The sequence below is a fragment of the Cronobacter malonaticus LMG 23826 genome (assembly GCF_001277215.2).
Lineage (GTDB): Bacteria > Pseudomonadota > Gammaproteobacteria > Enterobacterales > Enterobacteriaceae > Cronobacter > Cronobacter malonaticus.
Genome location: NZ_CP013940.1, coordinates 72,012 through 85,056, shown reverse-complemented (window position 1 = coordinate 85,056; position 13,045 = coordinate 72,012). Strand labels below are relative to the sequence as shown.

Here is a 13,045-nt window from a genome sequence, read left to right as displayed (position 1 = left end):
GCATGAAGATGAACTGGGTTCCCTCACCCCAACTAACAAAAAGGTCACAATATGACGTCTTTTACTCCTGGTCAGCGGCGCAATGCGCTCGTCTGGCTTTCGTTGTTTCATTTGTTGGTAATCACCTCCAGCAACTATCTGGTGCAGCTGCCCGTCTCCATTTTTGGTTTTCACACCACCTGGGGCGCGTTTAGCTTTCCGTTTATTTTCCTCGCCACCGATCTGACTGTGCGCATTTTTGGCGCGCCGCTGGCTCGTCGCATTATTTTCGCCGTGATGATGCCAGCGCTGCTGGTCTCCTATGTGATCTCCTCGCTGTTTTATATGGGGAGCTGGCAAGGGTTTGGCGCGCTGTCGCACTTCAATCTGTTCGTCGCGCGTATCGCGACCGCGAGCTTTATGGCCTATGCGCTCGGGCAGATCCTCGACGTGCATGTCTTTAACCGCCTGCGCCAAAGCCCGCACTGGTGGCTGGCGCCGGGCGCGTCACTGCTGCTCGGTAACGTCAGCGATACGCTGTCGTTCTTCTTTATCGCCTTCTGGCGCAGCCCGGATCCGTTTATGGCCGAACACTGGATGGAAATCGCGCTGGTGGACTACACCTTCAAGGTGCTTATCAGCCTGGTGTTCTTCCTGCCGATGTACGGCGTGCTGCTGAATATGCTGTTGAAAAAGCTGGCGGATAAATCCGATTTCCACGTGCTGCAGCGCGGTTAAAGGTTCACGGAATTTCTTGTGTTAAGATGCAGGGATGGGTCGTATTGACCGTCTCTTGTAAAGGAATAAGTGAATGCGCAATCTGGTGAAATATGTCGGTATTGGCCTGCTGGTGATGGGGCTTGCCGCCTGCGACAACAAAGACAGCAACGCGCCGGCCAGCGCCGGTGCCTCACAGAGCGAAGCCTCCGGCCAGCCGGTCAGCCTGCTGGACGGTAAACTGAGCTTCTCCCTGCCGGCGGATATGACCGATCAGAGCGGTAAAGTGGGCACCCAGGCGAACAACATGCATGTCTACTCCGATCAGACCGGCCAGAAAGCCGTGATCGTTATCGTCGGCGAGAAAAGCCAGGAATCGCTGGAAGTGCTGGCGAAGCGTCTTGAAGATCAGCAGCGCGCCCGCGACCCGCAACTGCAGGTCGTGACTAATAAAGCGATTGAAATCAAAGGCCAGAAGATGCAGCAGCTTGACACCGTCATCTCTGCCAAAGGTCAGACCGCTTACTCCTCCGTGGTGCTGGGCAATGTCGATGACAAACTGCTGACCCTGCAAATCACGCTGCCTGCCGATAACCAGCAGCAGGCGCAGAGCACCGCAGAGAACATCATCAACACCATCGTGGTGAAGTAATCCGCAGTAAAGATTACGCTTAAAACCGCGGCCTGCCCTTTACGGGGCGGGCCGTTTTTTTAGCTGTACGCTTAAGAGAATGGCGAGCAGCACCAGCCCCGCCGCCGCCAGATAGATCGCCGGTACGCCCGCCCAGGCCATCAGCACGCCTGCCGCCGGGCCGGTTATCCCGAGCGACAGATCCATAAACAGCGTATAGGTGGCGAGCGCCGCGCCCTGATTACTCTGCGGCACCGCCTTCACCGCCACAACGCCGAGCGCCGGGAAGACCAGCGAGAAGCCTGCGCCTGCGAGAAACGTCCCCGCTTTCGCCATCCACGGCTCCACCGCCAGCCCAACCATCAGCAACCCGACCGTTTCCACCACGCCGCAGATAAGCGTCACGTTAATGCCGCCCAGCCGGTTAATCGCGTTAGGGAATAACAAGCGTGTGCCGACAAACGCGCCGCTGAACAGCGTTAGCGCGAAGGCCGCGCCATCCCAGCCTTTCGCCTGATAGAACAGCGTAATAAACGTGGCGATCACCCCGAAGCCGGAAGTAGTGAGCGCCAGCGCCATGCCGAACGGCCAGACCTTGCCGAGCACCGCGCGAAACGGCAACGGTTTCCCCTTGCTCGCCTTCACGGCCGGACGCGGCAGGGCTAACACAATGCCAAGCAGCGCAACCCCCATAATGACGCCCGCCACCAGCGGCAGGCCGCCGTGGCGGTACAGCAGCGCGCCGAGCGGCGCGCCCACGGCCATTGCGCCGTAGGTGACCACGCCGTTCCAGGAGATCACTTTGCCGATATGCGTCGAACCGACCACGCCGACGCCCCAGAGCGTCGAGCCGGTTCCCGCGCAGCTCTGCCCAAAGCCCAGCACCACGCGCCCGAGACACAAAAGCGCCAGCGACAACAGCGGCGCGCCGCCACCCCACCACGCCAGAAAATAGCTCGCGCCGCTCAGCAGACAGCCCGACATACCGACGATCACCACGGTTTTCGGCCCCCAGAGATCGGCATAGCGCCCGGCATGAGGACGGCTTATCAGCGTGGCGATATACTGAAGACTGATAACCAGCCCCGCCCAGAACGGGCTAAACCCCATCACATCATGGACATAGCCCGGCAGTACCGCGAGCGGCAGGCCGATGGTCAGAAAGGTAGCGAAGTTGAAGATAACGATAGAGACGATTTTCAGGTTCAGCCGCAAGCCGCTTAATGCGGGGTCGGCGCTTACATCCGGCATGACATTTCACTTTTTTGGCAACAGCGGTAGCGTCAGTATAAACCTGAAATTTCCTTCAACGGAAACGCCCGCGTTTCAGACTTCCCCCCTGCGGCGCAATGCCCATTGCACACTACACTAAGAAAGCCCTCATAAAAGGAATTGGTTATGATTGGTCCACAACGACCCCAACCCCAACAAGATAAAGTCGGCCTGCATATGCTGCAAAAGCTGGCAGCGCTGGTGATTATTCTGGCCGGTATTCACGCCGCGGCGGATATGATTGTTCCGCTGCTGCTGGCGCTGTTTCTGGCGATTGTGCTCAACCCGCTGGTGACCTGGTTTATGCGCCGGGGCTTTCGCCGTCCTGTCGCCATTACTATCGTCGTGTTTGTGATGCTGATAGGCCTGACGCTGCTGTTAGGCGTGCTGGCGGCGTCGTTTAATGAATTTGTCGCGTTAATGCCGAAATATAATAAGGAACTGACGCGAAAACTGCTGCATCTTCAGGAAATGGTGCCGTTTATGCACCTGCATCTTTCGCCGGAGCGTATGCTGCAACGCATGGACTCCGACAAGATGATGACCTTCGCCACGACGCTGATGACGCAACTCTCCGGCGCGATGGCAAGCGTCGTGCTGCTGGTGATGACGGTGGTCTTTATGCTGTTTGAAGTGCGCCACGTGCCTTATAAGCTGCGTTTCGCGCTCTCTAACCCGCAACTGCACATCGCCGGGCTACACCGCGCGTTAAAAGGCGTCAGCCACTATCTGGCGCTGAAAACGCTCATCAGCCTGTGGACCGGCGTCATCATCTGGCTCGGCCTGACGCTGCTTGATATTCAGTTCGCGCTGATGTGGGGCGTGCTCGGTTTTCTGCTCAACTACATTCCCAATATCGGCGCGGTGCTCTCGGCAATCCCGCCCATGATCCAGGCGCTGCTGTTTAATGGCGTGTATGAAGTGGTGATGGTGGGGCTGCTGTTCTCGCTGGTGCACATGATACTGGGAAATATCGTCGAGCCGCGCATGATGGGCCACCGCCTTGGGATGTCTACGATGGTGGTGTTCCTCTCGCTGCTGTTCTGGGGATGGCTGCTGGGGCCGGTCGGCATGCTGCTCTCGGTGCCGCTTACCAGCGTCTGTAAGATCTGGATGGAAACCACGCACGGCGGCAGCAAGCTCGCCGTGCTGCTTGGCCCAGGCCGTCCGAAAACCCGGCTGCCGGGGTAGGCCATTACACCACGCGGCGCGCGGCGAGATAACGCGCGCGCCAGTAGTCGTTAGTGAGGCTGGAGATGGTTACGCCTTTCTCTTTCGAGGCGTGGATGAACTGATTATCGCCGATATACACCCCCACATGGCGCTGTCGCGGGCCGGTGCTGAAAAACACCAGATCGCCCGGTTGCAGCGCCGTTTTTCTTACCGCTTTGCCCTTTTTAAGCTGCTGCGAAGTCGTGCGCGGCAGCGATACGCTCGCCGATTCGGCAAACAGATGCTGCATTAGCGCTGAGCAATCGACGCCTCGATGCGTCGTGCCGCCAAAGTGATAGCGGGTGCCTTTCCAGCTGATATAGCGGTTTAATAGCGCACTTTTTAACAGCGTCTCTGGCGGCGCATCGTGTTTAAAACGATAAGAGATATCCTGAGAAGAATCATAATAATGCCAGGAAGCAGGCAGCGCGGCGCTGAACGCCGGAGCCGCAAGCAGTGAGGTAAAATAAAAAAACATCATTAATAAACGCATCGCGATCGTTACCGTCTCGTATTGTTGCTCCTTACCCGGTCAGGAAGTGCGCTCCGTATGTGCTTCCTCTGACAGGCCGCAACGTTAACGACTGGCGATAAAACAGACTATCGACTCTCACTACATTCGTTTGTTACTCCTCTTTCATCGACCTCTGTAACCCCTTCATCTGGCGAAGAATAAACGCCATTTTTATACGCCATGCCCTTCTTTTTACGGGATTTTTACACCGGCGACGGCCGGAAAACGCTAGCCTTTGACCATCGCCCGAGTGGCCTACAAGAAGCGTGACTTATGTTTTCCTTTGCCCTTACTCCCTGGTTTAAACCCCTTAGCCCGACAGCGGCACCTTCCGGCCAGGAACCGATTATGTTCTCTACATTGCTGAATACCTGGATGCTGGCGGGCACGGCGCACGGCACGCCGGTCTCTTTTCGCCAGGAAGCCGACGCTTACCTGCGGGAATATCCGCACACCCGTCATGTCGATATTTATCTGCATGACCTGAACGGCTGTCGGCGCGGCAAGCGCATCAGCGCCGACAGCCTGCGCTCGCTCGCCCAGGGCTGCTATTTTCCGCTGTCGGTCTACGCGATGGATATGGAAGGGCACGTTGTTGAAAGCGCCCTCGCGCAGCGCGAGCCGGACAGGCTCTGTCTGCCGGTCAGCGGCACGCTGCGCCCCTGCGCAAGCGATCCAGCGCATCACGCCCAGTTGCTGCTCGCGATGCAGGAGCCCGACGGCGCAGGCTGCGCGCTGGAGCCGCGCGTTGTGCTGGAGCGCCTTCTGGCGCAGTTTCACGCGCGCGGCATTTATCCGGTGATAGCCCCGGAAGTGGAGTTTTATTTGCAGGCCGTGGACGGCGCGCCGCCGACATCGCGCTGCTTTGATATCGATATGCCGGGCCGCGACAGTGCGCTGCTGGAGGCGATGGAAACCGAGGCGCGGCGACAGGGTTTGCCGCTCTGCGGCATTGTGGCGGAAGCGGAAGCGGGCCAGTTCGAGCTCAATTTTAACCACACCCCGCGCGTGGTGGAGATGTGCGACCGGGTGCTGGCGGCGCGGCGACTGGTGCATCAGGTCGCGGAAAAAAAGGGCTATCTGGCAAGCTTTATGGCGAAACCGCGCGCTGAGCTTGCTGGCAGCGGCCTGCATGTGCACATCAGCCTGAACGACGCGCAGGGTAATAACCTTTTCGCCGGAGATACCGACACTCCGAACGTGATGATGCGCCGCAGCCTGAGCGGCCTGCTGGCGCTGATGCCCGCAAGCGTCGCGCTGGTCACGCCGGGTGCCAACGCCTTCCGGCGGCTGCGTAAAAGCCTGAACGAACCGCTGTTTTCGTCGTGGGGCTATAACGATCGCTCGGCGGCGCTGCGTCTGCCCTGCGCGGATCCCGCGCGTCAGCGCATCGAATACCGGCTCGCGAGCGCCGACGCCAACCCGTATCTCGTGGCGGCGGCGGCGCTCGCAGGCATTCTTTATGGCCTTGATCATCCGTTAACGCTGCCGGAGGCGGGCGCGAGCGCGGATCTCCCCGCTCTGCCGCTTTTCTGGCCAGACGCGCTGGCGCGCTTTCAGGAGGCGGAGTGGCTCCGGCAGCAACTCGGCGCGCCGTTCAGCGACGCCTGGCTTGCCTGCAAATGCCAGGAGCTGGCCCGGTTCGAAAGCGAAGTTACCGACGCGGAAAAACGCGCCCATCACCATTAATCACGCGAAAAAGAAGAGGTGAATCATGTCTCGCTTAGTCATGATATCCAGCCGCTGCGGCGTGCCGCACGGTGCCGATGCGCAGGCGGAAGCCCTGCACGACATCATGCGCCAGCGCGGCGGCCTGTGGATGGGCTGGAGCGGCGCTGTCGGTCTTGCGGGCGCGCCGCGCCGCATCGCGGTGCGGGAAACGGCGGGCTACACGCGCCAGCGCTGGGATATGTCGCCTGCGGAATACGCCGGTTACTACCACGGCTATGTGCATCAGGCGCTGTGGCCGGTATTTCATAACCGGCCCGATCTCGCCACGCACCAGAAAAGCGCGTTTTGCGCCTATAAAGCCTGGAGTGAAGCGGTCGCGGAGATGGCGTCAGAGGAGATCTGTCCGGATGACGTCGTCTGGGTGCAGGACTATCACCTGATCCCTGTCGCCCGCTGCCTGAAAGAGGCGGGCCTGCTGAACCCGTGCGGCTTCTTTTTGCATCAGCCGTTCCCGCCAGGCGACGTGTTCAGAACGCTGCCGGAGCACGACTGGCTGATGCGTTCGCTCTTTTACTACGATCTGATTGGCTTTCAGTCGGGCAGCGATGTGAATAATTTCCTGCTGTGCGTGATGCGCCACTACCGCACGGAGCGGCTTTCCGCCACCACGCTTCGGGTTAACGGCCATATTATTAACGTCGGCGTGTTTCCCTGCGGCGTGGCGACGCAGCGCCCGGCGCGTCACGCGCCGCTCGCCGGGAAAAACGGCGCGTTATATTCGCGCAAGCTTATCGTCAGCGACGATGTGATCAACGATATCAGCGGCATTCACTACCGCATCGACGCCATGCGTACCCTGCTGAACAATCATCCGCAATACCTGCGCGACGTGACGCTGCTTCAGATGAGCGACCCGGCGAAAGAGTACCCGCACTTCTCACCGCAGCTTGAGCGGCAGCTGGCGCGCTTTTGCAGCGAGGTGAACGGCGCGTTTGGCGATCTGAACTGGTTTCCGGTGAATTATCTGCATAACGACGCGCTGAACCGGCGCGCTGTCACTGAGATTTACGCAAGCGCCCGCGCCGCGCTGTTCACGCCGCTGTCAGAAGGCGTGAGCCTGAGCGCGAAAGCCTATGTGCTGGCGCAGAACACCGCCGATCCCGGTGTACTGATCCTCTCGCAATGCAGCGGCACGGCGGAGCAGCTTAAAGGCGCGATTGTGGTTAACCCGTACGACGCGAATGAACTCAGCGAAGCGCTGCATTCGGCGCTCGCCATGCCGCTGGCGGAACGAAAACAGCGCCATGCGGCGCTGCTTACGCAGGTGCGTCAGTATGATAATCAGTGGTGGGCGGGCGCGTTTCTCGACGCGCTGGATGGCATGCCCGCGCCGCCGCGCTTTCCGCGCCAGCGCGGTATTTTCACGCCGCAGAATCTCTATTGAGAGGTTATTCAGCGAGCGCCTGGGCGCACGCCCAGGCGGAGCTCCATGCCCACTGGAAGTTATAACCGCCAAGCCAGCCGGTCACATCCACCACTTCGCCGATAAAATAGAGGCCCGGCACGTTGCGCGCCTCCATAGTGCGCGACGAAAGCTCGTGGGTGTCGACGCCGCCGAGCGTCACCTCCGCGGTGCGGTAGCCTTCGGTGCCGTTGGGCTGTACGCGCCAGCCGTGCAGCGTCTCCAGTAATTCCTGCTGCTGGCGGCTGTTGAGCTGTTTCAGCGTGACGTCCGGGATTTGCCCGAGGCTTTGCAGGCACTCCACCAGCCGCTTCGGCAGCAGCATGGCGAGCGTGTTTTTCAGACTCTGATTCGGGTGCGCGGCGCGCTGTTCGTCGATAAACGCCGCGGCGTCTGTGTCCGGCAGCAGGTTAACGGTAACCCACTCACCCGGCTGCCAGTAGCTGGAGATCTGCAAAATCGCCGGGCCGGAGAGCCCACGATGGGTAAAGAGAATGCTTTCGCGAAAGACGGTGCCGTTATCGGCGGTGACCACAGCAGGCACCGAGACGCCGGAAAGCGTCTGGATCTGCTCAAGCAGCGGCTTATGCAGCGTGAACGGCACCAGACCCGCGCGGGTTGGCAGCACTTTCAGGCCGAACTGCTCCGCTACTTTATAGCCAAACGGCGTGGCGCCGAGGCCCGGCATCGACAGGCCGCCGCTGGCGATGACCAGCTTCGGCGTCTGCACCGCGCCGCCATTGAGCGTCAGGGTATAGCCGCTGTCGTCGCGCGCGATCGCCAGCACTTCGCTGCGCAGCCGCACGGTGACGCCGCCCTTCTCGCACTCCGCCATTAGCATCGTGACAATCTGCTCCGCCGAGTCATCGCAGAAGAGCTGGCCCAGGGTTTTCTCATGCCAGGCGATGCCGTGCTTGCCCACCAGATCGATAAAATCCCACTGGGTGTAGCGCGCCAGCGCCGATTTGCAGAAGTGCGGATTGGCGCTGAGGTAAGCGGCTGGCTCAACGTAGAGGTTGGTAAAATTGCAGCGCCCGCCGCCGGACATCAGGATTTTGCGCCCCGGTTTTTTGCCGTTATCCAGCACTAACACCCGGCGCCCCGCCTGCCCTGCCAGCGCCGCGCAGAATAACCCTGCCGCGCCTGCCCCTACGATGATGGCATCAAACTGTTCCACAACCCTTCCTCATTGCCGTTAAGGCCGCGAATTGTAAAGTTTCCTCTCTGGTCGCACCAGACAAAACCCTGTTACAAATTCTAATAAATTGAATTTAAAAGGTAATCTCTTTAGTGAAATTGACACTTCGATGATACCGATTAAAAAAAGTCTATATTTCACTTTGCCCACGCCGCCGTTGTCTTAGATAATGCGCCGCGTTCATGTCCTCAAAATGGCGTAACGTCCTATGCTACATTTGTTTGCCGGGCTGGATTTACACACTGGCCTGTTACTATTGCTTGCTCTGGGATTTGTACTGTTTTATGAAGCTATTAACGGCTTCCATGATACGGCAAACGCAGTCGCAACGGTTATCTACACACGCGCTATGCGATCGCAGCTTGCGGTGGCTATGGCGGCTCTCTTTAACTTCCTCGGTGTTCTGCTTGGCGGCTTAAGCGTAGCCTATGCGATTGTGCATATGCTGCCGACCGATCTGCTGCTGAATGTAGGCTCCGCGCATGGTCTGGCGATGGTTTTCTCCATGCTGCTGGCCGCGATTGTCTGGAACCTCGGCACCTGGTATCTCGGTTTGCCGGCGTCCAGCTCCCATACGCTTATCGGCTCAATTATCGGGATTGGTCTTACCAACGCCCTGATGACCGGCACATCCGTTGTGGATGCGCTGAATATCCCGAAAGTGCTGAACATTTTCGGCTCGCTGATTGTTTCGCCGATTGTCGGCCTGGTGTTCGCGGGCGGGCTGGTGTTTTTACTGCGTCGCTACTGGAGCGGCACCAAAAAACGCGCCCGTATCCACCTGACGCCAGCCGAGCGTGAAAAGAAAGACGGCAAGAAAAAGCCGCCGTTCTGGACGCGCATCGCGCTGATCCTCTCCGCTATCGGCGTGAGTTTCTCACACGGCGCGAACGACGGTCAGAAAGGCATTGGCCTGATTATGCTGGTGCTGATTGGCGTGGCGCCGGCGGGTTTTGTGGTGAATATGAACGCCTCCGGCTATGACATCACCCGCACCCGCGATGCTATCAGCAATGTTGAAACGTACTTCCAGCAGCACCCGGCGGCGCTGCGTCAGGTCGCGGGCATGGACCCGGTGATCCCGACGCCGGAGCAGGTGAACCCGACGGATAACCCGAAAGAGTTCCACTGCGACGCCAGCCGCGCCATCGTGGCGCTGGACCGCGCCAAAGGCATGCTTAACAACATCGACAGCTATGACAAGCTGAGCGTTGAACAGCGCAGCCACCTGCGCCGTATCATGCTGTGTATCTCTGACACCACCGATAAAGTGGCGAAGCTCAAAGAGACCAGCGCGGATGACCAGCGCCTGCTGAAAAACCTGAAAGCCGATATGCTCAGCACTATCGAGTACGCGCCGGTATGGATAATCATGGCGGTCGCGCTGGCGCTTGGCGTCGGTACGATGATTGGCTGGCGCCGTGTGGCGACCACCATCGGCGAGAAAATCGGTAAGAAAGGCATGACCTACGCGCAGGGCATGTCGGCGCAGATGACGGCGGCCGTGTCCATAGGTATCGCGAGCTACACCGGTATGCCGGTTTCCACGACGCACGTGCTGTCATCGTCGGTCGCGGGCACCATGATCGTCGACGGCGGCGGTTTGCAGCGCAAAACCGTCACCAGCATTCTGATGGCCTGGGTCTTCACCCTCCCGGCCTCCATCATGCTCTCAGGCGTGCTGTACTGGATAGCGTTGCGTTTCGTGTAAGCGAATTTGCGTGAACGTTAAGAAGCGGGTCAGGAAACTGACCCGCTTTTTTAATGCCAAATCATCAGGCCGATAAGACTGATAATCACCAGGCCGCATAAAGCGCTGGTCAGAATAAACTGGCGGCGTACGCGTTCGCAGCGGCGAATAAATTCGTCGTCATGATGATCGAGATAACGTTGCCAGTAGATATACCACACAAGGCGAATCTGCTTGCTGGGCTGGCCATGCGCGGTAAAAAAGCCGCCGCCATCCACATACTGATAAAGCAGCGGATCGCATCCTCTGAGCACCACCAGCAGCGCGCGTAAGGATGAGAAATAACGCGCCATGTTAATAACGCAAACCAAGAATAAGGCCCAAAACAGCGCGACGGTGCTGATCATACCTTCCCCCCGACGACTCGCCTGGAAAGCAATGGCTCTCCAATACCTGAAAGACTGTTCTGTGAAGCGTGCATGCGTGAAAATCGATCGGGTTCACATTTATTCACCCGAACGGCTTTTTTAATAGTGTAGGAGATCCGGTAATTTTTTTACCACATCGTTAATCCTTATCAACGCTTGCTGACCCATTTTCCGCTTCAATGTATGCGACCCCGGCGGATTGACGGATGTACCAGGGCGCTATAAGGTAAAATTAGCTTTAGCACTAAGTCTTTACGCCGGAATGAGTTCCCGCGATTGTGGTACGCAGGACGCGGGCACGGGGATGACGCCGCAGGTAGCCACGCGCCATCCAGTCCACTGGTCATCGACATCTTATGGAAGGAGTAACACTATGGCTTATAAACATATTCTTATCGCGGTCGATCTGTCCCCTGAAAGCAAGGTACTGGTAGATAAAGCGGTATCCATGGCGCGTCCCTACAACGCGAAAATTTCTCTGATTCATGTCGATGTGAATTATTCCGATCTTTACACCGGGTTGATCGACGTAAACCTGGGCGACGTGCAGAAACGTATCTCGGAAGAGACGCACCACGCGCTGACCGAGCTTTCCACCAACGCGGGCTATCCGATTACCGAAACCCTGAGCGGCAGCGGCGATCTGGGCCAGGTGCTGGTTGACGCCATCAAGAAATACGATGTGGATCTGGTCGTGTGCGGTCATCATCAGGATTTCTGGAGCAAGCTGATGTCTTCCGCCCGCCAGCTCATTAACACCGTTCACATCGATATGCTGATCGTCCCGCTGCGCGACGACGAAGAGGCGTAAGTCGCGGCGGGTGCGCGACGCTTACTCGCCCTACAGAATCTCGTTGGCAGTCATTTCGGATTTCATTGTCCTCAAACCGCGGCACAGGCCGCGGTTTTCATTTCCGCTTTAATTGGTTTACTCCCACCCGGACGTTATACTGCTTAAAAATGAATCGCAGAGAAAACGCGTATGCCAAAACATGACTCGTCCGGCGTCTCCAGTCTCAAGCCCCATAAACAGGCGGAACAGTACGAGCAGTGGTTTCGTGAAAAAGTGGAAGCCGCAGCGGCAAGCCGCCAACCCATTACGCCGCATGAAGATGTGATGGCAAGCGCGCGCAAGATCATTGAGAGCGCAAAAGTGAGGAGAAAAATGGCGTAATGCTCCCCATTCAATGGACTGAAGAAGCAAAAACGGATCTTTTTGCGCTTATTAGTTTTGTTGCCAGTGATAATCCTTCCGCCGCGCAAGCGCTGTTAACGCGTATTGAAGAATCAATTTTACCCGCAGCGTAGTATCCGGAGATGTTCCGCGAAGGCAGAGTGCCGGATACGCGTGAAATCATTGCTCACCCGAATTACATCGTCGTTTATAAAGTGACTTCCGAATATCTGCTGGTGCTGAGCGTGCTGCATGCCCGTCAGCGCTACCCCTGATGATTATTTTGATACGGGCGAACAGACCGCCCGGTACGCACACGCTTACCGGGCCTGACTGTTTACGCTGGCGTGCCCGTGTAGATATCAAACCGGTGGCCTTTCGTCACCACGGCATTTGGCGTCGCGACGTCGCCAAGCGGCGGCGCGTAGTCCGGGCGTTTGACGACCACGCGCTTGATGGCGAGCCTGCGGGCCGGCGCCAGCAGCCCGTCGGCGTCGAGATCCGGCCCCACCAGCGACTGAAACACCCGCATCTCCTTTTTCACCAGCGCGCTTTTCTGCTTGTGCGGAAACATCGGATCGAGATAGACCACATCCGGGCGCGGGGTTATCGCGTCGAGCGCCGTCAGGCTGGAGGCGTGAATGAGCTGTAGCCGCTCACGCAGCCACGGCCCGATCTCCGCATCCTGATAGCCGCGCGCAAGGCCGTCGTCCAGCAGCGCTGCGACAACCGGGTTGCGCTCCAGCATCCGCACGTGACACCCCACCGACGCCAGCACGAACGCGTCGCGTCCAAGCCCCGCGGTGGCGTCCACCACCTGCGGCAGATAACTGCCTTTGATGCCAACGGCTTTCGCCACCGCCTCGCCGCGACCGCCACCGAATTTACGCCGGTGCGCCATCGCGCCCTCGACGAAATCGACAAAAATCCCGCCAAGCTTTGGCTCGTCGCGCTTGCGCAGTTCAAGATGCGCGGGTGTCATGACCAGCGCCATCGGGTTATCGGCGTCGTGCGTCAGCCCCCAGCGGGCCGCCAGAACAGATAAGGCGCCGTCTCCGGCGCCTGTTTCATCAATAAGACAAATATTCACGCGTGTC

At 58.6% G+C, this 13,045-nt stretch carries 13 protein-coding genes and 1 pseudogene; 9 read left to right on the top strand and 5 right to left on the bottom strand.

The window, feature by feature from the left end:
• The first annotated feature begins 51 nt into the window (after positions 1-51).
• Both AFK66_RS00360 and AFK66_RS00355 read left to right on the top strand, forming a co-directional pair.
• Entirely contained in the window at positions 52-717 is a 666-nt protein-coding gene (locus AFK66_RS00360) for a 7-cyano-7-deazaguanine/7-aminomethyl-7-deazaguanine transporter (RefSeq protein WP_007778962.1), read from the top strand.
• Between the two features lie 73 nt (positions 718-790).
• The gene (locus AFK66_RS00355; RefSeq protein WP_007765151.1) at positions 791-1,348 is read left to right on the top strand and encodes a DcrB family lipoprotein; all 558 of its coding nucleotides are present in this window, start codon (positions 791-793) and stop codon (positions 1,346-1,348) included.
• Between the two features lie 39 nt (positions 1,349-1,387).
• Here AFK66_RS00355 and AFK66_RS00350 read toward each other — a convergent pair whose 3' ends face one another.
• Complete coding sequence (locus AFK66_RS00350; protein WP_032983074.1) at positions 1,388-2,578, bottom strand: MFS transporter; 1,191 nt, start codon at positions 2,576-2,578, stop codon at positions 1,388-1,390.
• 147 nt (positions 2,579-2,725) lie between these two features.
• On the opposite strand from AFK66_RS00350, the gene AFK66_RS00345 reads away from it, so the two are divergent.
• Positions 2,726-3,790: an AI-2E family transporter gene (locus tag AFK66_RS00345; RefSeq protein ID WP_032968459.1), complete on the top strand. Its 1,065-nt coding sequence runs from the start codon at positions 2,726-2,728 to the stop codon at positions 3,788-3,790.
• Positions 3,791-3,794: 4 nt separating this feature from the next.
• On the opposite strand, the gene AFK66_RS00340 is transcribed toward AFK66_RS00345, so the two are convergent.
• Positions 3,795-4,304, bottom strand: coding sequence for an NlpC/P60 family protein (locus tag AFK66_RS00340; protein ID WP_023897821.1), 510 nt, complete (start codon positions 4,302-4,304; stop codon positions 3,795-3,797).
• Positions 4,305-4,598: 294 nt separating this feature from the next.
• Here AFK66_RS00340 and AFK66_RS00335 point away from each other — a divergent pair, with 294 nt between their 5' ends.
• Positions 4,599-6,014 (top strand): glutamine synthetase family protein, encoded by a 1,416-nt coding sequence (locus tag AFK66_RS00335; RefSeq protein ID WP_023897820.1) that lies wholly within the window; start codon positions 4,599-4,601, stop codon positions 6,012-6,014.
• 25 nt (positions 6,015-6,039) lie between these two features.
• Positions 6,040-7,440, top strand: coding sequence for an alpha,alpha-trehalose-phosphate synthase (UDP-forming) (locus AFK66_RS20865; RefSeq protein WP_032983071.1), 1,401 nt, complete (start codon positions 6,040-6,042; stop codon positions 7,438-7,440).
• A 4-nt stretch (positions 7,441-7,444) separates the two neighbouring features.
• Here AFK66_RS20865 and AFK66_RS00325 read toward each other — a convergent pair whose 3' ends face one another.
• Positions 7,445-8,635 carry a BaiN/RdsA family NAD(P)/FAD-dependent oxidoreductase gene (locus tag AFK66_RS00325; protein WP_023897818.1) on the bottom strand — a complete coding sequence of 397 codons (1,191 nt, stop codon included), beginning with the start codon at positions 8,633-8,635 and terminating at the stop codon, positions 7,445-7,447.
• Between the two features lie 229 nt (positions 8,636-8,864).
• Between AFK66_RS00325 and pitA the strand changes: the two genes are divergently transcribed.
• Entirely contained in the window at positions 8,865-10,367 is a 1,503-nt protein-coding gene (pitA, locus tag AFK66_RS00320; protein WP_007779073.1) for an inorganic phosphate transporter PitA, read from the top strand.
• Positions 10,368-10,417: 50 nt separating this feature from the next.
• On the opposite strand, the gene uspB is transcribed toward pitA, so the two are convergent.
• On the bottom strand, positions 10,418-10,753 hold the full coding sequence (uspB, locus tag AFK66_RS00315; protein WP_004388311.1) for a universal stress protein UspB: 336 nt from the start codon (positions 10,751-10,753) through the stop codon (positions 10,418-10,420).
• Between the two features lie 394 nt (positions 10,754-11,147).
• On the opposite strand from uspB, the gene uspA reads away from it, so the two are divergent.
• From uspA to AFK66_RS00300, 3 genes and pseudogenes are all read left to right on the top strand, one after another.
• On the top strand, positions 11,148-11,585 hold the full coding sequence (gene uspA / locus AFK66_RS00310) for a universal stress protein UspA (RefSeq protein ID WP_007779077.1): 438 nt from the start codon (positions 11,148-11,150) through the stop codon (positions 11,583-11,585).
• A gap of 171 nt (positions 11,586-11,756) precedes the next feature.
• Entirely contained in the window at positions 11,757-11,948 is a 192-nt protein-coding gene (relB, locus tag AFK66_RS00305; protein WP_007779079.1) for a type II toxin-antitoxin system RelB family antitoxin, read from the top strand.
• Positions 11,948-12,223, top strand: a pseudogene (locus AFK66_RS00300) (type II toxin-antitoxin system RelE/ParE family toxin). The gene relB and the pseudogene AFK66_RS00300 overlap by 1 nt, the downstream one beginning before the upstream one ends.
• A 62-nt stretch (positions 12,224-12,285) precedes the next feature.
• Here the strand turns inward: AFK66_RS00300 and rsmJ are convergent.
• A complete protein-coding gene (rsmJ, locus tag AFK66_RS00295) occupies positions 12,286-13,038 on the bottom strand; it encodes a 16S rRNA (guanine(1516)-N(2))-methyltransferase RsmJ (RefSeq protein ID WP_023897816.1) in 753 nt (250 codons plus the stop codon).
• Positions 13,039-13,045: the final 7 nt, after the last annotated feature.